Origin of the sequence: Moraxella sp. K1664, from assembly GCF_039693965.1 — a bacterium.
GTDB lineage: Bacteria > Pseudomonadota > Gammaproteobacteria > Pseudomonadales > Moraxellaceae > Moraxella.
Map to the genome: position 1 here is coordinate 2,038,960 of NZ_CP155576.1, position 19,106 is coordinate 2,058,065.

20 protein-coding genes and 1 pseudogene are annotated in these 19,106 nt (G+C 44.6%); 14 read left to right on the forward strand and 7 right to left on the reverse strand.

What is annotated here, in order from left to right:
* The first annotated feature begins 2 nt into the window (after window positions 1–2).
* Window positions 3–1,289 (forward strand): gephyrin-like molybdotransferase Glp, encoded by a 1,287-nt coding sequence (gene glp, locus AAHK14_RS10050; protein WP_065255218.1) that lies wholly within the window; start codon window positions 3–5, stop codon window positions 1,287–1,289.
* Window positions 1,290–1,401: 112 nt separating this feature from the next.
* Window positions 1,402–2,171, forward strand: a pseudogene (locus tag AAHK14_RS10055) (IS5 family transposase).
* Window positions 2,172–2,490: 319 nt separating this feature from the next.
* Here the strand turns inward: AAHK14_RS10055 and AAHK14_RS10060 are convergent.
* The 4 genes from AAHK14_RS10060 to AAHK14_RS10075 form a co-directional block, all read right to left on the reverse strand.
* Window positions 2,491–3,441, reverse strand: a complete 951-nt coding sequence (locus AAHK14_RS10060; protein ID WP_156731740.1) for an IS3 family transposase — start codon at window positions 3,439–3,441, stop codon at window positions 2,491–2,493.
* On the reverse strand, window positions 3,414–3,950 hold the full coding sequence (locus AAHK14_RS10065; protein WP_065256690.1) for a helix-turn-helix domain-containing protein: 537 nt from the start codon (window positions 3,948–3,950) through the stop codon (window positions 3,414–3,416). The genes AAHK14_RS10060 and AAHK14_RS10065 overlap by 28 nt, the downstream gene beginning before the upstream one ends.
* 110 nt (window positions 3,951–4,060) lie before the next feature.
* Window positions 4,061–4,830 (reverse strand): IS5 family transposase gene (locus AAHK14_RS10070; RefSeq protein WP_345952322.1). Its coding sequence is split into 2 segments (ribosomal slippage): window positions 4,061–4,342 and window positions 4,345–4,830, totalling 768 coding nucleotides; the frame shifts between segments, so codons are not numbered across the junction.
* 95 nt (window positions 4,831–4,925) lie between these two features.
* Entirely contained in the window at window positions 4,926–5,099 is a 174-nt protein-coding gene (locus AAHK14_RS10075) for a hypothetical protein (protein WP_156065081.1), read from the reverse strand.
* Window positions 5,100–5,437: 338 nt separating this feature from the next.
* Between AAHK14_RS10075 and moaA the strand changes: the two genes are divergently transcribed.
* The 11 genes from moaA (at window position 5,438) to folD (ending at window position 15,730) form a co-directional block, all read left to right on the forward strand.
* Window positions 5,438–6,442, forward strand: coding sequence for a GTP 3',8-cyclase MoaA (gene moaA / locus AAHK14_RS10080; RefSeq protein WP_227514680.1), 1,005 nt, complete (start codon window positions 5,438–5,440; stop codon window positions 6,440–6,442).
* 48 nt (window positions 6,443–6,490) lie between these two features.
* On the forward strand, window positions 6,491–7,192 hold the full coding sequence (locus tag AAHK14_RS10085) for an MOSC domain-containing protein (RefSeq protein ID WP_065255786.1): 702 nt from the start codon (window positions 6,491–6,493) through the stop codon (window positions 7,190–7,192).
* Between the two features lie 34 nt (window positions 7,193–7,226).
* On the forward strand, window positions 7,227–7,793 hold the full coding sequence (gene moaB / locus AAHK14_RS10090; protein ID WP_065255785.1) for a molybdenum cofactor biosynthesis protein B: 567 nt from the start codon (window positions 7,227–7,229) through the stop codon (window positions 7,791–7,793).
* A gap of 14 nt (window positions 7,794–7,807) precedes the next feature.
* Complete coding sequence (locus AAHK14_RS10095; RefSeq protein ID WP_227514679.1) at window positions 7,808–8,518, forward strand: NTP transferase domain-containing protein; 711 nt, start codon at window positions 7,808–7,810, stop codon at window positions 8,516–8,518.
* Window positions 8,515–8,988 (forward strand): cyclic pyranopterin monophosphate synthase MoaC, encoded by a 474-nt coding sequence (moaC, locus tag AAHK14_RS10100; protein WP_065255784.1) that lies wholly within the window; start codon window positions 8,515–8,517, stop codon window positions 8,986–8,988. Before AAHK14_RS10095 ends, moaC begins: the two co-directional genes overlap by 4 nt.
* Entirely contained in the window at window positions 8,978–9,247 is a 270-nt protein-coding gene (locus AAHK14_RS10105; RefSeq protein WP_065255783.1) for a MoaD/ThiS family protein, read from the forward strand. The genes moaC and AAHK14_RS10105 overlap by 11 nt, the downstream gene beginning before the upstream one ends.
* A gap of 1 nt (window position 9,248) precedes the next feature.
* A complete protein-coding gene (locus tag AAHK14_RS10110) occupies window positions 9,249–9,737 on the forward strand; it encodes a molybdenum cofactor biosynthesis protein MoaE (RefSeq protein ID WP_065255782.1) in 489 nt (162 codons plus the stop codon).
* Window positions 9,738–9,852: 115 nt separating this feature from the next.
* On the forward strand, window positions 9,853–10,872 hold the full coding sequence (locus AAHK14_RS10115) for a ribonuclease Z (RefSeq protein WP_065255781.1): 1,020 nt from the start codon (window positions 9,853–9,855) through the stop codon (window positions 10,870–10,872).
* A 20-nt stretch (window positions 10,873–10,892) separates the two neighbouring features.
* Window positions 10,893–11,903 (forward strand): tRNA dihydrouridine synthase DusB, encoded by a 1,011-nt coding sequence (gene dusB / locus AAHK14_RS10120; RefSeq protein WP_065255780.1) that lies wholly within the window; start codon window positions 10,893–10,895, stop codon window positions 11,901–11,903.
* Window positions 11,904–12,253: 350 nt separating this feature from the next.
* A complete protein-coding gene (clpA, locus tag AAHK14_RS10125) occupies window positions 12,254–14,593 on the forward strand; it encodes an ATP-dependent Clp protease ATP-binding subunit ClpA (protein WP_065255779.1) in 2,340 nt (779 codons plus the stop codon).
* 282 nt (window positions 14,594–14,875) lie between these two features.
* A complete protein-coding gene (gene folD, locus AAHK14_RS10130; protein ID WP_065255778.1) occupies window positions 14,876–15,730 on the forward strand; it encodes a bifunctional methylenetetrahydrofolate dehydrogenase/methenyltetrahydrofolate cyclohydrolase FolD in 855 nt (284 codons plus the stop codon).
* Window positions 15,731–15,898: 168 nt separating this feature from the next.
* On the opposite strand, the gene AAHK14_RS10135 is transcribed toward folD, so the two are convergent.
* The 3 genes from AAHK14_RS10135 to rodA form a co-directional block, all read right to left on the reverse strand.
* On the reverse strand, window positions 15,899–16,468 hold the full coding sequence (locus tag AAHK14_RS10135; RefSeq protein WP_065255777.1) for a septal ring lytic transglycosylase RlpA family protein: 570 nt from the start codon (window positions 16,466–16,468) through the stop codon (window positions 15,899–15,901).
* A 342-nt stretch (window positions 16,469–16,810) separates the two neighbouring features.
* Window positions 16,811–16,933 (reverse strand): hypothetical protein, encoded by a 123-nt coding sequence (locus AAHK14_RS10140; protein ID WP_255518641.1) that lies wholly within the window; start codon window positions 16,931–16,933, stop codon window positions 16,811–16,813.
* A 218-nt stretch (window positions 16,934–17,151) separates the two neighbouring features.
* A complete protein-coding gene (gene rodA, locus AAHK14_RS10145) occupies window positions 17,152–18,294 on the reverse strand; it encodes a rod shape-determining protein RodA (protein WP_079325285.1) in 1,143 nt (380 codons plus the stop codon).
* Between the two features lie 216 nt (window positions 18,295–18,510).
* Between rodA and AAHK14_RS10150 the strand changes: the two genes are divergently transcribed.
* Entirely contained in the window at window positions 18,511–19,101 is a 591-nt protein-coding gene (locus tag AAHK14_RS10150; RefSeq protein WP_065255775.1) for a LemA family protein, read from the forward strand.
* The last annotated feature ends 5 nt before the right edge of the window (window positions 19,102–19,106 follow it).

The window sequence follows — 19,106 nt, forward strand, 5'->3', positions numbered from 1 at the left end:
TTATGATTAGTGTAGAAGACTTACAACACGCCATCAACGCCACGGCAAGCACGCACGCCAAGGCTCACAAGGACACGCTAGCTTTGCCCCTATTATCCGCCATCGGTCATGTGCTGGCACAGGACATCACGGCAGGTTTTGACATTCCCCGCCAACACTTGTCCGCCATGGACGGTTTTGCCTTGGGGGCAGGGTCGGATTTGGCGAGTGGTAGCCCGTTTGTTGTCATTGGCGAGTCGTGTGCAGGCAAGCCTTATCAAGGCATGGTGGACGTGGGGCAAGCGGTGCGAATCTTTACAGGGGCGGTCGTGCCAGATGGGTGCGACAATGTGGTCATGCAAGAGAACACCGATTGGGACGACATCAAACACAGCATTGATAAATCCACCACTTACACCATCACCCTTGCCAAAGACTCATACGCAGGCAACAACATCAGGCACCAAGGCGAAGAAGTCGCCACAGGCGAGTGCGTGCTGAGTGTGGGCAAACGCCTAAACCCTGCCGACATCAGTCTGCTTGCCAATCTTGGCGTGGCGGATGTGGTGGTGTATCGTCCGCTTGTGGTGGGGATTTTGGCGACAGGCGATGAGCTTGTAACTGTGGGCGAGAGCCTGCCAAACCTTGCCAATATTTATAACTCAAACACGCCCACCCTAAAAGCACTTTTAAAAGATTTGCCCATCATCATCAAAGATTACGGCATTATCCCTGACGACTTAGCTAAGACTTGCCACGCCATAGAGCAAGCGGTGCATGAATGCGATGTGGTGGTGTCAAGTGCAGGGGTGTCGGTGGGCGATTATGACTTTTTGACCCATGCCATTGACAAACTGGGCAAAATCACCCATTACAAAGTCGCCATGAAGCCGGGTAAACCCTTTGTCTTTGGCGAGCTTTATGACAATGCCGATAGCCCCAAAACGGTGCTGTATTTTGGGCTACCCGGTAATCCTTTGTCCTGCGTAGTGGGCTGTTTGCAGTTTATCATTCCCGCCTTGTGGCGACTGTCTGGGGTGCGTGATGATGACTTGCCCAAGCGATTAACCTTAAAGGCGACCCTAAGCCACGACATCAAAAAAAGGGCAGGACGTAAAGAATTTATGCGTGGCATTTATCATCAAGATGAGCTTGGTGGATTTGTGGTGCAAGCGGTGGGCGTGCAAGACTCGCACCGTATCAAGCAGTTATCACTTGCCAACTGCCTTATCGTGGCAGACAAAGACAGCGAAGGCTATTTGGCAGGCGATGAGATAACAATAGAGTCATTTGGGTGGGGGTTTTATTGATTAGGGCGTGCCTACCTTTTATAACACTAGGGCACGTTGAACTTTATTAACAAAACAAAAAACGATTTTGGTACAATGCAAGCTCTAACCCAAACAAAGCACCAAAATCGTTATGGCTCGCACCTTACTCACAAATGAACAATGGTACAAGTTAAAGATTATTCTACTACAACTTGGTATCTACAACAAGCACAATCTTAGATTAACCGTAGAAGGCATTTTGTTTCGCATTCGTACAGGCATACCTTGGCGAGATTTACCAGTTTGTTTTGGTTATCATAACACCATTTACAAAACCTTTGTGCGTTGGTCTAAGCTAGGCAAACTCATGAAATTGTTTCAATGCTTATCCGAAGAAGCTGATGCTGAATGGGTATTTATAGATGGCAGTTACATCAAAGCTCATCAACATGCTTGTAATGTCGCTAACAAGACAGAACAAGGCATTGGCAAAAGTGTGGGTGGAAATACCACAAAAATTCATCTTGTGGTAGATGCTTGTGGGAATCCCATAGACTTTATCATCACAGGTGGACAAGTTCATGATGTTAAGATTGCTCCACAGCTGATAGAACAAAACAAACAAGTTTTACAAAGCATACAGAAGTATTAAGTGCTGACAAGGGTTATGACTGTGATGACCTAAGGGAGCAAATTAAACAAACCAATACAACACCCAACATACCAAAACGCAGTAATAGCAAAAGTAAAGACCAAAACCCAATAGATGACTACTTATACAAATTAAGACACCTAGTAGAAAACGCCTTTGAAAAATGCAAAAGATTTAGAGCGGTTGCTACAAGGTATGATAAGCTACTGGTGTGTTATGAAGGTACAGTAGCTTTGGCTTTTGTTTGTCAATGGGTGAGATTGTTGTGAATGTTCAACGTGCTCTATTTACAATTTAAAATTTTTAGAAGTAAACCAATCGTTTTTACATGAAAAATGGCTATCCGACCACTTAATTTAAAAAATTAAGTTAAAATCTTAAAATTTACCCCAGTTAAGTGGTCGGATTGTTTTTCATAATAAAATCTCGTTTGATAGGATAACTATCAAACTTCACTTTTTTCTTGAAAAACGTGCGATTTTTCTCATTTTTCATTGCAAATACAAAAGGCAGGCACGCCCTAGAGTTTGTTTTTAAAAAGGGTAAATTGATGAACCGACCCCCAAATCTTAGACATAAGATTAAAGGTTAGGTTGTTGCAAGTGGTTGTATTAACCCTAATTGGACTAAGTTTCTGTACTTAACAGGACTTAGTCCTTTTAATTTGCTCTTTATTCTATCATGATTGTAGTAGTGTATGTACTCATCAATCACTTGTTTAAGTTCATCTGTTGATGTAAATGTGGTTGTCTCATAAAATATCTCTTGTTTTAGCGTACCAAAGAAGCTCTCTATCACAGCATTATCCAAACAATTGCCTTTTCTTGACATGCTTTGGGTTAAGCCTTGTTCTTTTAGGGTTTGTTGATACTGGTGCATTTGATAGTGCCAGCCTTGGTCTGAATGAATGATGGGTTTGTCATCCATCTTTTCTTGGCTTAGCTTGGATAGGGCATCATTTAACATCTCTTTGACCAACTCATACGTTGGTCTGTCCTTCATCGTATAACTGACAATCTCACCATTAAACAAGTCGATGATGGGCGATAGGTAGAGTTTTCTTTGAATGACACCGCCATCATTTGCCTTGTCTTGTACTTTAAACTCTGTGATGTCTGTTGCCCACTTTTGATTGGGTTTGTCTGCTTTAAAGTCTCTTTTGAGTATATTGTCCTGAATGGTATCTTTGCCCATTGTGCCTTTGTAAGTATTAAACTTACGTTGACGACGAACCAATGCTTTGAGTCCAAGTTTAGCCATCAGTCGTTGCACTCGTTTATGATTAATGACCATGCCTTTTTGGGCAAGCTGATTGTTAAGCTCTGATGTGATTCTACGATAACCATACCTGCCCTTGTGTTGGTGGTAGATGTGGTTAATGTGTTCTTTTAAGTCAAGGTCTTTGTCAGGCTTTGTACTTTGACGAATGTGGTAATAAAACACACTTCTTGGCAAGTTTGACACTGCCAATAAGTCAGCAAGTTTGTGCTTATGCCTTAATTCTTGGATGATCAGGACTTGTTCTTTGTTTGTACTGATTGTTCCTTTTGACGAATTAAGGCATCTAGCTTTTTTAGATAGTCATTCTCTGCTCTAAGATAGGCAAGTTCATCAAGCAAATCATCCACACTTTTTTCGTGGTCTTGTTTGGTTTTCCAAGTTGATTTGGTTTTATTAGCGTTGTGTTTGTTTGACATTGCTTTTTTGCCTTTGGGTTTGGGTATTAGTCCCATTATACCAAAGGCTTGGTAGGACTTTAACCAAGTTGACAGTAAAGAAGGTTGTGGCAGATTAAGCTCTATGGCAAGTTGTGTAAGCGATTTGCCCTGTTGTATGGCTTGAACGGCATTAAGCTTAAAATCTGTGTCATAGACAGCCTTTGTGTGTCGTCTTTTTATGCCATCAATGCCATGTGCTTGATAGAGTTTAACCCATAGCTCTACGGTTGTGTGGTTTAGATTAAAGTGTTTGGCGGTTTGTTTGTAGCCATGATGATTAAGATAATACCCAATCACAGACAGTTTAAAGTCGGTTGTGTATTTTGCCATAAAAAGCACCCCAAAGGTTAGTGTGTCTAACTTTTGGGGTGCGGTTCATGATTTTGCCCTTTTTTAATCAATTTGCCTTTTTAATAAAATGGCTAGAGCACGTTGAACATTCACAACAATCTCACCCATTGACAAACAAAAGCCAAAGCTACTGTACCTTCATAACACACCAGTAGCTTATCATACCTTGTAGCAACCGCTCTAAATCTTTTGCATTTTTCAAAGGCGTTTTCTACTAGGTGTCTTAATTTGTATAAGTAGTCATCTATTGGGTTTTGGTCTTTACTTTTGCTATTACTGCGTTTTGGTATGTTGGGTGTTGTATTGGTTTGTTTAATTTGCTCCCTTAGGTCATCACAGTCATAACCCTTGTCAGCACTTAATACTTCTGTATGCTTTGTAAAACTTGTTTGTTTTGTTCTATCAGCTGTGGAGCAATCTTAACATCATGAACTTGTCCACCTGTGATGATAAAGTCTATGGGATTCCCACAAGCATCTACCACAAGATGAATTTTTGTGGTATTTCCACCCACACTTTTGCCAATGCCTTGTTCTGTCTTGTTAGCGACATTACAAGCATGTTGATGAGCTTTGATGTAACTGCCATCTATAAATACCCATTCAGCATCAGCTTCTTCGGATAAGCATTGAAACAATTTCATGAGTTTGCCTAGCTTAGACCAACGCACAAAGGTTTTGTAAATGGTGTTATGATAACCAAAACAAACTGGTAAATCTCGCCAAGGTATGCCTGTACGAATGCGAAACAAAATGCCTTCTACGGTTAATCTAAGATTGTGCTTGTTGTAGATACCAAGTTGTAGTAGAATAATCTTTAACTTGTACCATTGTTCATTTGTGAGTAAGGTGCGAGCCATAACGATTTTGGTGCTTTGTTTGGGTTAGAGCTTGCATTGTACCAAAATCGTTTTTTGTTTTGTTAATAAAGTTCAACGTGCCCTAAATAAACTCATCAACCCAACAACCATATCATGGTCGCCACGACATAAATAAGTGCAGATAATACCAGACCAAGCCACATACCTGTATCATTATAGGAACGGACATAACCGCCAATAAATGTACATATCGTGCCAAAAACAATCGCCCCAACCAACCAAAGAATAAAGAATAATATCAATATCATGGGGTTATTTCCTTGATTTAATTTATTAGGTTTTTGTTAAATTTCAATAAAATGTTACCAAATGGTAGGCACGCCCTAACTTTTTATTTGGATTTTTAAATCATACAGCGATTTGGTTTGGTGTTCAAGTGGTTTTATGATGACATATTGTAGTCATGCAAATAAAAATCCCATCATCTCACCCCTACCCCCAAAGTAGTATGCCGTTTGCCTTTTGGGCGATTGGGGCGAACGCACGGTTTTGCTACACTTAGCCCATACCCACAACCGAGGCAACGCCTTACGAAGCCATGAAAACGTCCGTCCCCACCTACCACGCTAAAGCCCCCTTTGCCGACATGGGCGGGCAAGGCTTACACACCCAACTTGCCCCCACGCCGCTTGTGGACGGATTTAACAGACAGCTGACCTACCTACGCCTATCCGTTACCGACTTTTGTAACTTTCGCTGTGATTACTGTCTGCCGAATGGCTATCAAGGCAAACGCCCTGATGACGAGCTGACACTTGCCGAGATTGACACGCTTTTTGGTGGCTTTGTCAGCCTTGGCACAAAAAAAGTGCGTCTGACAGGCGGAGAGCCGTCCGTTCGCCGTGATTTGGCGGATATCATCACCCTTGCTAGACAGCATGGCATTGCCAAAGTCGCCATCTCATCAAACGGCTACAAACTTGCCAAACATCTATCATCTTGGCAAAACGCTGGGCTTAATCAATTAAATCTTAGCATTGACAGTTTTGATAAAGACATATTCAAAAAAATCACAGGCTTTGACATATTGCCCACGCTATTAAATGACGTGGATAGATTATTAGAAACGACTGATATCAAATTAAAAATGAACGGTATTTTAATGCACGATACCGCTTATGATAATTTATTATCCGCCCTTGATTTTGTCAAAGAGCGTCCTGTTACTTATCGCTTTATTGAATTTATGCAAACCAGTGATAATGCCGATTTGTTTTTTGCTCAAAATCAAACCGCTTATTTTATCAAAGACCACCTTATCACACACGGCTGGCAACCAAAACCCAAAGCCCAAGACGATGGACCTGCCATTGAATATACCCACCCTGATTATGCAGGCAGTATTGGCATTATTGAGCCATATGCCAAAAACTTTTGTGATAGTTGTAATCGGTTAAGAGTCAGCAGTCTTGGTAAAGTGCATTTGTGCTTATTTGATTCTCAAAATTATGACATTCGCCCTTATCTTGCCACACAAGACAAAAAAGGGCTAATGACAGCACTAAAAGGCTTAATGCCAATAAAACCTGAACATCATTATTTAGACAGTCATAGCGGTATTATGAATAATCTCTCATTGGTGGGCGGTTAGTCATATCTTATGATATGATGTTGCTTTTCATGTATAAGGTGTTCAATCATGACCGCAGAGACAATCACACAACTAGATGATTTGCCAAGACTTATCGGCACATTAACCGATGTACGAGCAGGCAAGGTAGAGCCGTTCGTGCGTGGCGTGAGTGCCATTAACAAAATAGCGATTGAAGGTAGTATGAAGGTGAATCTGCTGGGTCTGTCCGAAGATGAGCAGGCGGAGCATAAATTTCACGGCGGACACCTAAAAGCCCTGCACCAAATGCCCATCACGACCTATGACGCCATCAATCAAGAATTTAATTTGAACGTACCCATCGGCTCATTGGGCGAGAACCTAACCGTGATGACATCAGGCGAGCCGATGTGCGAGGATAATGTCTGCATTGGTGATATCTATCAGTTTGGCGAGGGCGATGACAGCGTGCAAGTGCGTCTGATACAGCCGCGTCGTCCCTGCTACAAGATTAACGACAAACTTGGCAACGCAGGCGTGTCCTATTTCGTGGCACGAGAGGGTATTGCAGGGTGGTATTATCAGGTGGTGCGAACAGGGGTACTTCATGCGGACATGCCTGTTTATCTCATTGACCGCCCTTATCCTTTTGCTAATTTGACAGCGTTATGGTCATTGATTAACCAAAAATCTGGCATTGAGGCACAGACGGCGGATAAATGGCTTGGTATTGACTGCCTAGAAATCAGCTGGAAAAAGAAAATTCACGACAAACGTAAAGCTCATTGATATTTCATTTATTTTTATTTAAAAGGGCAATCCTATGTGCGAACTTTGCAACAACCTCAACCACATCGCTCCGCCAAAAGCGGACAAGCCATTTATTCCGCTCAACATTGCCGTGCTGACCGTCTCCGACACTCGCACGCTGGACGAAGACACGTCAGGGCAATATCTGGCGGACAGTATCAAAAAGGCAGGGCATACGCTCATCGACCGCAAGCTCACAACAGACGACATCTACCAAATCCGTGCCGTGATGAGTGCGTGGATTGCCGACCCTGATGTTCATGCCGTCATCAGCACGGGCGGTACGGGCTTTTATCATCGGGACAATATGCCAGAGGCGGTGTCGGTGCTGTTTGACAAAGAAGTGGCGGGCTTTGGCGAGATGTTTCGCCTGCTCTCCAAAGACGACATTGGTATGTCCACCTTGCAATCTCGGGCGGTGGCAGGCATGGCAAACAGCACAGCGATTTTTTGCTTGCCAGGTTCGACAGGGGCGTGCCGTACGGGCTGGGAAGGCATTTTGTTAGAACAGCTTGATAACCGCACACGTCCTTGCAACTTTGTGCCACATCTTATGCGTCAAAATCCCACGCACGGCTAAGGCATAAATATGAAATGCAAAAAGGTAAAAAAGATAAAGCCATGAGCGTGATTGGTCTATTGATTTTGGCAGGGGGCAATTCTCGACGTATGGGTTCGCCCAAGGCGTTGTTGCCCTTGCCAAATCATCAGACATTGCTTGATTTTCATGTCAATAATGCTAAGACATTAAATCTGCCGATACTCATTGGCGATAATGACAAAGGGTTTTTGGATAAGTCTTTTTTTAATAATGCCAATTCAATCAATTTATCTGTTGTTATCATTGATGACTATATCAAAAATGCAGGGGCGTTGTCTTGTATATTATCCGCTTTTCATTATTGCCAAAATCATTTTTTAAATAATAAAGATGAATTAGAAAATAAAAATTTATCCGATAAATTTTTAATGGTGATGAGCTGTGATAACTTGATTGATGTTAGCCAAATTTTTAATTTATTAAAAAAGGCTGATTTAAACAATCATCATGGGGCGTATTTAAAAGACACATCGGGCGATAAAGATTATCCGTTATTGGGCTGTTATTCGTTGTCTTTATATAATGAATTAAAAGTGTATTTGGATAAGGGCGAGCGGTCTGTGATGAAATTTTTAAAGGATAAAGATATTTGCCAAATATCCATGCCAACAGATTGGCGAAATCTTGCCAATTTTAATACGCCTGATGAATTTAAATTGGCATTGTCGTATTTTAAAAACAACCCACAAAAAGAGCAATCATGAATCTTACCCATTTAGACAAAGACGGCAACATCACCATGGTGGACGTGGGCGACAAAATCGCCACCGCACGCACCGCCACCGCACAGGGCAAGGTGGTGTTCACCCCTGACGTGTACCGCCACATCAAAGACACAGACGGCATGACCAAAAAGGGCAGTATCATTCAGACTGCCCACATCGCAGGGATTATGGCGGGCAAAAAAACGCACGAGCTGATACCCTTATGCCATGCCTTGCCCCTTGACACCATCAAGATGAGCTTTGAGTATGCTGATGATGAGTGTGCCATCGTGGTGGGGGCGGTCGCCAAAGTTACCCACAAGACAGGCGTTGAGATGGAAGCCTTGACCGCCGTATCTGTGGCGTGTCTGACCATCTATGACATGACCAAGGCAATCAGCCATGACATCACGATAACTGACATTCATCTTGTCCAAAAAACAGGGGGAAAATCCGATTATGACAAATAACAATCAACCATTTGATACGATAAGCCTTACTGTGCTGTACTTTGCCAGCCTTGCCGAACAAGCAGGTAAGGATAGTGAGACTGTGCAGGTAGATAGCGATGATTTGGCAGTGATTTATAATGAGCTGTCCGCCCAATACGGCTTTGATTTACCCCAAGACAAAGTGGCGGTTGCCATCAATCACGAGTTTGGCGGTTGGGGTGATACGGTCTCATCAGGCGATACGATTGCCTTTATTCCGCCTGTGGCAGGGGGCTGATATGAAAACGGTTCATGATAATGCGTTAATCACAAGCCTGCCTGTGGAGCAAGCCTATGAGCTTGCCCGAGTGGACGGTTTTGCTTTGTCGGATTGCCCCATTGATGATAGATTGTTAAAATCGTATCTACTAAATGACACCGCAGGGGCGTTGGTAACGTTTGAAGGGTGGGTGCGTAACCATAATAACAAGCGAGCGGTGAGCCGTCTGACTTACTACGGCTATGAACAGCTCGCCATCAATCACGGGGCGAAGCTCATCCGTGAAGCCAAAGCCAACTTTGACATCACGCACGCTGTCGCCATTCACCGCATTGGCGAGCTTGGCATTGGCGATATGGCGGTGTGGATTGGGGTGTGTGCGTCTCATCGCACGCCCGCCTTTGATGCTTGCGAATGGCTATTAAACGCCATCAAAGCCGACATTCCTGTGTGGAAGCAGGAGTTCTATGATGATGACAGCGGTTTGTGGTTGTCTAATAATGGCTAGGGACGACGAATAGTTACGTATCGGGGTGGTAAAATCGCCCTGATTTATTTTGATAAATCCCAACCCATTTTGATAAATATGGTACAATGTGCCACCATATTTATCAATTAACCCCATGTTCAAGCTCACTTTTTTAGGCACATCAAGCGGTGTGCCAACCCGTGAACGCAACGTCTCTGCTCTTGCCTTAGAATGCATTGCCAACGCCCATGCCAAACGCCATGCTTGGCTACTCATCGACTGCGGAGAAGGTACACAGCATCAGCTCATAAAAAGCCATCTGTCGCCCAATGGCTTATCCACCATACTCATCACTCACACGCATGGCGACCACTGTTATGGGCTGGGCGGACTTTTGGCGAGCCTTGGCATGAACAGACGCACCAAGCCTTTGACGCTCATCGCCCCAAAAGCCATCGCCAAACTGCTGGATACGCTAACCATCGTGAGCGAACTGTATTTTAATTATCCCATTGATTTTATTGCCATTGAGGATAATTTGGAGCGTGAGCTATCCCTTGATTTGGGCGATAATCATCGCATTGATATACGCCTGCACACGCTATCGCACCGCATTGCATCGTTTGGGTTTGAGATTAACCAGACGCTTGACAAAGACAAACTTTTGACCGATAAATTAAAAGCCGATAACATCGCCAATAGGTATTGGCATGAGATTTTGAAGGCGGATACGCCCCTAACACTTGATGATAATACCATCAATCCGCATGACTACAAAGTCAATATCCAAAGCACCACCAAAATCGTCATCGCAGGCGACAACGACACGCCAAGCCTACTGACCCAAGCCGTCAAAGACTGCCACGCCCTCGTCCATGAGGCGACCTATACCGATGATGTCATGCAAAAAATAGTGAACAAACCTGCCGAGCTGGGCGGATTTGACCCCAAGCATTCTAGTGCCAAAATGGTTGCTCAATTTGCCCACGCCTGCCACGTTCCCATGCTGATATTGACCCATTTTAGTGCCAGATATGCCCCTTTTGATAATGACACTGCCAAACAGCCCAACATGGGGCATATCCGCAAGGAAGTGGAGCGGTATTATGACGGCAAACTGGTGCTGGCAAAGGATTTTTTGCAAGTGGCAGTGGGTTTGGATACTATCAATTAACCTAATAAAACCAACCATTTATGAATAAACACATACTCTTAACTCCCCTAAATATCGGCAATCAAACCATTGCCAATCGCCTTATCGTTGCCCCAATGGCAGGGGTAACGGACAACCCTTTTCGCCGTCTTGCTAAGTCCTTTGGGGCAGGTCATGCCGTCAGTGAGATGATTATCGCCGATACCGCCCTATACGCCCACCAAAAGTCGCTGTATCGTGCCAACTTTTCGGGTGAGATTGCCCCTATATCCGCCCAAGTGGCAGGGGCGGAGCCTGATAAGCTCGCCCAAGCGGTACGATTTCAGGTAGAAAATGGGGCGTGTATCGTGGATATTAACATGGGTTGCCCTGCCAAAAAAGTGTGTCGCAAATTGTCGGGGTCGGCACTTTTGCAAGACTTGGATTTGGTAAAAAAATTGCTTGACAGTGCGGTGGAATCGGTTGCCGATTTGGGCGTGCCAATTACCCTAAAAACACGCTTGGGCTTTGCCAATGGACAAGAAAATATCCTAACGGTCGCCAAAATTGCCGAAAACGCAGGCATCTCCGCCCTTGCCATACATGGACGCACCCGAGAGGATTTTTATACAGGCAATGCCCGTTATGAGCTTATCAAAGAGGTCAAGGCAACTGCCAAAATCCCTATTATTGTGAATGGCGATATTGACAGCCCCCAAAAAGCCAAATGGGTGCAAGAGTACACAGGGGCGGATGCGGTCATGATAGGGCGAGCAGGGCAGGGGCGACCGTGGATTTTTCGGGACATTGCTCATTATCTTGCCACAGGCGAGCTTTTGCCATCGCCTAGCGTGAGTGAACTGCGTGAGATTGTGCTGGCTCACTTGGACGAGCTGTATCAATTTTATGGCGAATATTCAGGCTGTCGCATTGCCCGAAAACACATCGCTTGGTACACAGGCGGACTTGCCAATTCCAACGCCTTTCGTGAGGCGATGTATCGTGAAGAGACGACAAGCGGACAATATAAAGTGGTTGATGAGTTTTTAAAAGTCACACAGATGGATAAATAATCCCATTATTCATTATTTTTGTAAAATAATCATGGTTTTTTGTGGCATTATCCCCATATTAATAGGGCGTGCCTACCCTTTATAGCACAATTTACATGTTAAAATTTATAAAACAAACCATCTGTTTTTGCATGAAAAATGGCTATCCGACCACTTAACTGTTTGATTTTAAGATTTTTTTACTTCATTTTTAAAATTAAGCGGTCGGATGTTTTTTGCGTCAAAATCCTTGTTGATATTGCAATATCAACTGCGGGCTTTTTCTTGAAAAACGGGCGATTTCCCCTATTTTCATGGCAAATACAAAGGGCAGACACGCCTTAATCAAAGCATTCATCAAGTAGGACTTTATGTTTAATAAAACCTTTGAAAATACTCGCCAAGCGGTAGAAGATTTTGCCCACAAAGAACAGCACGAATACATCACGGTTGAGCATTTGCTACTGGGGCTTATCAGCGACCCCGAAGCACGAGAGATTTTGACGGCGTGCGGGGTGGATTTGGACTTTTTGGCAAATGAGTTGAAGCGGTATTTGCAAGTCTATATCCCACGCATTACAGGCACGCACGCCACACCGATGATGACCAAAGCCTATCAGCGAGTGCTACAACGGGCGATTTGGCACGTGCAGACCAGTGGGCAGGGGCGAGCGGTGTCGGGCATTGATGTGTTGGTGGCGATATTTAAAGAGCGAGATTCACAGGCGGTGGCACTGCTCAAATCGCAGGGCATATCGGGCTTGTCGGTCATGCGGTATCTGTCGCATGGCATGAATGAGCCTAACGATGAGCAGGACGAGAGCGAAGAAGATGAGAGTCCCAAAGCCCAAAAGTCCGCCCCCAAAAAAGACCCGCTCAAAGAGTTCGCCCAAAATCTCAACGAGCGAGCAAAACAAGGCTTGACCGACCCACTCATCGGACGCATGGCAGAGATAGAACGCACCGCCCAAATCCTATGCCGTCGTCGTAAAAATAACCCCCTGTTGGTGGGCGACCCTGGGGTGGGTAAGACCGCCATTGCCGAAGGCTTGGCATGGCTCATCACCAGTGGCAAAGCCCCAAAAGCCCTAGCCGATACCATCATTTATAGCCTTGACATCGGTTCATTGGTGGCAGGGACGAAGTTTCGTGGCGATTTTGAAAACCGTATCAAGGACTTATTAAAAGCCATTAAAAAACAGCCCAATGCCGTGCTATTTATCGATGAGATTCACACCATCATCGGGGCAGGTTCATCGATGAATAGCACCATGGACGTATCCAACCTTATCAAGCCTGCCTTAGCCAATGGCGAGTTACGCTGTATCGGCTCAACGACCTTTGCCGAATACCGCCAAGTCTTTGAAAAAGACCATGCCTTATCCAGACGTTTTCAAAAAATAGACATCAAAGAACCAAGCATAGAAGACAGTATTGGTATCTTACAAGGCTTAAAAGCCCAGTACGAAGCCTTTCATCGGGTCAGCTATACCGATGACGCCATCAAATCGGCGGTGGAGCTGTCCGCCAAGCACATCCATGACCGCTTTTTACCCGATAAAGCTATTGATGTCATTGATGAAGCAGGGGCGAGAATGCGACTGCAACATGGCGAGAAGTTGGACAATGCTGACAATGACACACAAACAGCCATCATCGGTACGGTGGATGTGGCACAAGTCGAAGAAATCGTCGCTAAAATCGCCCGCATACCGCCCAAATCAGTGAGTCGTGATGATGTGGAAGTGTTGAAAAACTTAGAGCGAGATTTAAAACACGTCGTCTTTGGGCAAGATGAAGCGATTGGCAAATTAGCCGACAGTATCAAGCTGGCTCGGGCAGGACTCAAATCCGCCGAAAAACCCATCGGGGCGTTCATGTTCGCAGGCCCGACAGGGGTTGGCAAAACCGAAATCGCCCGTCAGCTTGCCTTTGCCTTGGGCGTGGAACTTATCCGTTTTGACATGAGTGAATACATGGAAGCCCACACCGCATCACGACTCATCGGAGCACCGCCGGGTTATGTCGGCTATGATCAAGGCGGGCTTTTGACCGAAAAAGTCAATCAGCACCCCCACTGCGTGCTACTGCTCGATGAAATCGAAAAAGCTCACCATGATGTTTTTAACCTACTGCTACAAGTCATGGACCACGGCACACTGACTGACAATAACGGCAGAAGCGTGTCCTTTAAACAAGTTATCCTTATCATGACGACCAATGTCGGGGCGGAGAGTATCAGTCGTACATCGATGGGCTTTACCGAGCAAGACCACAGCAGTGATAACAGCGAAGCGATGAAACGTACCTTTACCCCAGAGTTTCGCAACCGTCTGGATGCGGTGGTGCAGTTCGCTCCGTTATCTAGTGAGACCATCGGTTCGGTAGTGGATAAATTTATCATCGAACTACAAAGCACTTTGGATGATAAAAATGTGGTATTAGAAGTCAGCGATGACGTGCGTACATATCTGGGCGAGAAGGGCTATGATAAACTCATGGGAGCAAGACCGATGGCACGACTGGTAACCGATGAGCTTAAAAAACCCCTTGCCGAGATGATACTCTTTGGCGAGCTGGCACAGGGTGGGGTGGTCAGAGTGCGACTGTCTGATGACTCATCCGATGACTCAACCAATGATAAGCATTCAAAACTTATCTTTGATGTGGTAAAATCAGCAAGCCAAACCCAAACGTCAGAAATGGCATAAATGACCAATCTTGGCGATTGTTCAATGGTTTTTTAAACAGACTTCCTGCAAAACTCCAATTGAAGAAAACCGTTCGTGGTGAGCTTGTCGAATCATAACGGTTTTCCGTCACCCGCAGGCATAGCTTAAGGCGAACGGAAAACCTAGTTTTGCAGGAAGTTTAACCAAGGTGGATTGTCATTCGCCCTTGGTTATGTAAAGCTGATAGTAGTATTTAAATAGCCAAGCCATTCCCCAACCACGGCAAAACCACCAAACATCCATCAACACAAGGTAATCATCATGACAGCGACCAAACTAGACGGCAAAGACGTTGCCAGCCAAATCGAAACTTCCCTAAAAGAGCGAGTGCAAACACTCAAAGACAAAACAGGACGTACGCCCATTTTGGCGACTATCCTAGTCGGCGATGACCCAGCGTCAGCGACTTATGTGCGTATGAAAGGCAATGCCTGTAAGCGTGTGGGCATGGAGTCTATCCGTGTGGAAATGCCAAGCGAGACGACCACCGATGAGCTACTCGCCAAAATCCGTGAATTAAACGCCAATCCCGATGTGCATGGTATCTTGCTACAACACCCTGTGCCTGCTCAGATTGATGAGCGTGCCTGCTTTGATGAGATTGCCTTATCTAAGGACGTGGATGGCGTGACTTGTCTGGGCTTTGGGCGTATGGCGATGGGTGAGCGTGCTTATGGCTCTGCCACACCACAAGGTATCATGCACCTGCTAAATCACTATAACGTACCACTGGCAGGCAAGCACGCTGTGGTGGTGGGGCGTAGTGCGATTTTGGGTAAGCCGATGGCGATGATGCTCCTAAATGCCAACTGCACCGTAACCATTTGCCACTCTAAGACCGCCAATCTAGCCGACCATGTCCGCCAAGCCGACATCGTCGTGGGAGCGGTGGGTGTGCCAGAGCTTATCAAAAAAGATTGGGTAAAACAAGGGGCGGTGGTCGTGGATGCAGGCTTTCATCCGACTGAGACAGGCGGTGTGGGCGATATTGAGCTTGATGGTATTGAGAATATTGCCAGTTTCTACACACCTGTACCAGGGGGTGTAGGGCCGATGACCATTAACACCCTAATCCGCCAAAGTGTCGAAGCAGGCGAGTTAGAAGCAGGTTTATAAAATAGAGCCAAAAAGCTAAAATTACCACAGGTTTATGATGTGTGGGCGTAGGGACGTGTTAAACACGTCCTTTGTAATTTTATGTGCTAAGCTACTTATAAAATAAAAACCACAAATGTAAATTCGTGGTTTCTAAGGTAAATGGGAATTTAGAAGGAAAAAAAGGGGTTAATCAATACGCTCAATACTGACATTGCCCACACCTTTTTGGGTTAGCCCAATGGCTTTGGCGGCACCATAAGACAAATCCAAGATGCGGTTGGCTTGGGCAGGGCGGTCATTGACTTTAACGACGACCGATTTGCCATTGTCTTTATTGGTGACCTTGATGTAGCAGTTCATCGGTAAGGAGCTGTGAGCGGCGGTCATGGCATTCATGTCAAAGGTTTCGCCACTGGCGGTAGGTTTGCCGTGGAACTGACGACCGTACCATGATGCCATGCCTGATTGTTTAAATTTGCTGACGGTATTAGAAGCAACGGCAGAGAGCTGTCCTAGCATGTCTGAGTCTTTTTGGGTGTCGCCCTTAGCATCCTTGATTAAAGAGCTTGATAACGCCAATGAAGTGTTGTCACGAGTGGATTTGACAAGGCTTGATGCGTTATTGTGCTGACGGCTAAGCTCGCCCAATACTTTATCAATATTGGCACTTGTATTTGCCGCATTGACCGCTTGAACAGGAGCGACTGTTCCTAGGGTTGTTGCAAGTGCAATCGCACCAGTTTTTAGATATTTCATGTGAGAACCTATAAAGGAATGCCTGACATTTTTTGTCATTCATACTTATTCATACAAAAGCATGATGGCATTCTGGTGGGTTAATGATTGGTGTTAAGTCAATTTAAGCAAGCCAATCGTTAGTTATCTTAATAAGATGGGGGTTTCTTTTTTATTTTGCAAGGTTGCTATATGAGTCACTTGAAAAAATAAGTTACTTTACAAATTTGCAAAGGTTAAAATGAAATCCGTCCCATAGTATAAAATTAATTGTTGCAAGTTTTATGCCAAATAACCACAATGATGTTAGGGCGTGCCTGCCATTGATAACATTTTTATAAAATAAGATGAAAATTTAACGTTTCAATCAATTTTTGCATGAAAAATGGCTAAATCTTGTTTTTCATCGTCAAAAACTTGTCTGATAGAATGACTATCAGCCTGCGTTTTTTCCTTGAAAAACGTGCGATTTTTCTCATTTTTCATTGCAAATACCAAAGGCAGGCACGCCCTATTGTTTTTTCAAATTTAACAAAATAAAGGAGTTTTTTAACCATTATTTGCTAAAATAACTTCAATAAAAACCATTATTTATGATTTTTTGTCATAAATCTGTCATGCTCTTATCTTAACATGATTTATAACAAAACCGTACATCGTTTTATGACATAAGGTCTTAAAATAGCGACAAAAGGTATTGTATCCTACTGCTTGGTATGAGTATGCACGCAGGTTAGCAGTCCAAAACCTGCCATTAGGGTAATCACCGCCGTACCACCATAACTGATAAATGGCAAAGGCACGCCAACCACGGGCAGTATGCCACTGACCATGCCCATATTCACAAAAATATAGACAAAAAATGACATGGTCAATGCTCCAGCGAGCAGACGACAATAAGTGTCAGGATTGACAACGGCAATATAAAAAGAACGAGCCAACAAGCACAGATAAAAGAACAGCAACAGCCCAACGCCTGCCAGCCCAAATTCTTCGCTAAACGCTGCGATGGCAAAGTCGGTATGACCTTCGGGCAAAAAGTGTAAGTGCGACTGCGTGCCTTCTAGATAGCCTTTACCCGTCAAGCCACCCGAACCGATGGCGGTTTTTGATTGGATGATGTTCCAGCCTGCCCCCAAGGCGTCCGCTTCGGGGTCAAATAGGGTCATGACACGGGTTTTTTGGTAGTCGTGCATGTAAAAATTCCACAAGCCCCACACAAAAGGAATAAACACCGCAATCGCCCCACCAATCATCCACCAAGGCAACCCCGATAAAAACAGCACAAACATGCCACTGGCCGCCACCAAAATAGACGTCCCCAAATCAGGCTCTTTGGCGATGAGTATCACAGGCACAGCGATGATGGCAAGCGTGGTAAAGACCGTGGGAATGCTTGGCGGTAGCTCCTTTCTCGACAGATACCACGCACACATCATCGGCATGCCAAGCTTCATGAATTCAGACGGCTGAACGCTACCAAAGCCGGGGATGTCAATCCAACGCCTTGCCCCCATGCGAACTTCGCCAATAATCTCAACGAGCACCAACAAAATCAGCCCCAGTACATAAAAAATGGGGCTTAGCGTGCGATAAAAAGTTGGGGGAATCTGTGCCATGACTGCCATGACCACAAAGGCAATGCCATAACTCACCATTTGTCTGATGACCATGGCGGTGTTTTGCGTGGACGCACTGTATAGCACCGTCAAACCCACAAAGCAGATACTGAACAAAATCAGGGTCAGCCACGGGTCGATGTGAATGCGTTGCCACACGCTCGGCTCTAAATCTCGCCCAACGAAGTGATGGCTTTGGCGTGAAAATCGGTACTGTTCTTCTCTCATGGCAAATCGTGGTGCGGTTGGATAAACTTTTGATAAAATTTATCAAAAAATTGCTGATAGTTGGCGGATTTCATGATAAATTAATAAGATGGTCGCATGACTGCTCAATATCAGTGACCGACATTTTTATCAAAACGTACTATTTTAATTCATCTTGATGATTTTTAACAGTAAAATTTTGTGTTAGGGCAAAATTTTATAAAATAAGGAAAAATTATGGCTATCATCGTGACACTCATCATATTGGCAGTTATCATCGGCTTTTTAATAGCGGTGTATAACGCACTGGTTCGCCTAAGAAACCAAGTGGCAAACGGACTGGCACAGATTGATGTTCAGCTCAAACGTCGCCACGACCTAATACCCAATCTTGTCAATGTCGCCAAACGCTACATGACCCACGAAGAGCAGGTACTAACCCGAGTGACCGAAGCCAGAAACATCGCCAAAAGTGGATTGGATGCCCTTAAAAATACAGGGCTGTCAGGCACGGACGGGCTTGCCAAACTGGCAAATGCTGAGAGTAACCTGTCTCGGGCGTTGGGCAGTTTTTATGCCGTGGTAGAAAATTACCCCGAATTAAAAGCTGATTCTGCCCTAAAAGAGCTGTCTGATGAGATTAAAAACACCGAAAATCGCATTGGATTTGCCCGTCAGTTTTATAATGACAGCGTGATGTTTTATAATAACAAACGTGAAAGTTTTCCTAATAATTTAGTGGCAAATTGGTTTGGATTTATGCCAATAGCACAATTAGAATTTGCCGATAAATCCGCCATTGATGTTGCACCAGCAGTCAGTCTTTGATGTAT

Excerpts from the sequence above, each read along its gene's own strand:
- glp (WP_065255218.1), top strand. The coding sequence starts at position 3 with ATGATTAGTGTAGAAGACTTACAACACGCCATCAACGCCACGGCAAGC.
- AAHK14_RS10065 (WP_065256690.1), bottom strand. The coding sequence starts at position 3,950 with ATGGCAAAATACACAACCGACTTTAAACTGTCTGTGATTGGGTATTAT.
- AAHK14_RS10075 (WP_156065081.1), bottom strand. The coding sequence starts at position 5,099 with ATGATATTGATATTATTCTTTATTCTTTGGTTGGTTGGGGCGATTGTT.
- moaA (WP_227514680.1), top strand. The coding sequence starts at position 5,438 with ATGGGCGGGCAAGGCTTACACACCCAACTTGCCCCCACGCCGCTTGTG.
- AAHK14_RS10085 (WP_065255786.1), top strand. The coding sequence starts at position 6,491 with ATGACCGCAGAGACAATCACACAACTAGATGATTTGCCAAGACTTATC.
- moaB (WP_065255785.1), top strand. The coding sequence starts at position 7,227 with ATGTGCGAACTTTGCAACAACCTCAACCACATCGCTCCGCCAAAAGCG.
- AAHK14_RS10095 (WP_227514679.1), top strand. The coding sequence starts at position 7,808 with ATGCAAAAAGGTAAAAAAGATAAAGCCATGAGCGTGATTGGTCTATTG.
- moaC (WP_065255784.1), top strand. The coding sequence starts at position 8,515 with ATGAATCTTACCCATTTAGACAAAGACGGCAACATCACCATGGTGGAC.
- AAHK14_RS10105 (WP_065255783.1), top strand. The coding sequence starts at position 8,978 with ATGACAAATAACAATCAACCATTTGATACGATAAGCCTTACTGTGCTG.
- AAHK14_RS10110 (WP_065255782.1), top strand. The coding sequence starts at position 9,249 with ATGAAAACGGTTCATGATAATGCGTTAATCACAAGCCTGCCTGTGGAG.
- AAHK14_RS10115 (WP_065255781.1), top strand. The coding sequence starts at position 9,853 with ATGTTCAAGCTCACTTTTTTAGGCACATCAAGCGGTGTGCCAACCCGT.
- dusB (WP_065255780.1), top strand. The coding sequence starts at position 10,893 with ATGAATAAACACATACTCTTAACTCCCCTAAATATCGGCAATCAAACC.
- clpA (WP_065255779.1), top strand. The coding sequence starts at position 12,254 with ATGTTTAATAAAACCTTTGAAAATACTCGCCAAGCGGTAGAAGATTTT.
- folD (WP_065255778.1), top strand. The coding sequence starts at position 14,876 with ATGACAGCGACCAAACTAGACGGCAAAGACGTTGCCAGCCAAATCGAA.
- AAHK14_RS10135 (WP_065255777.1), bottom strand. The coding sequence starts at position 16,468 with ATGAAATATCTAAAAACTGGTGCGATTGCACTTGCAACAACCCTAGGA.
- AAHK14_RS10140 (WP_255518641.1), bottom strand. The coding sequence starts at position 16,933 with ATGAAAAATGAGAAAAATCGCACGTTTTTCAAGGAAAAAACGCAGGCT.
- rodA (WP_079325285.1), bottom strand. The coding sequence starts at position 18,294 with ATGAGAGAAGAACAGTACCGATTTTCACGCCAAAGCCATCACTTCGTT.
- AAHK14_RS10150 (WP_065255775.1), top strand. The coding sequence starts at position 18,511 with ATGGCTATCATCGTGACACTCATCATATTGGCAGTTATCATCGGCTTT.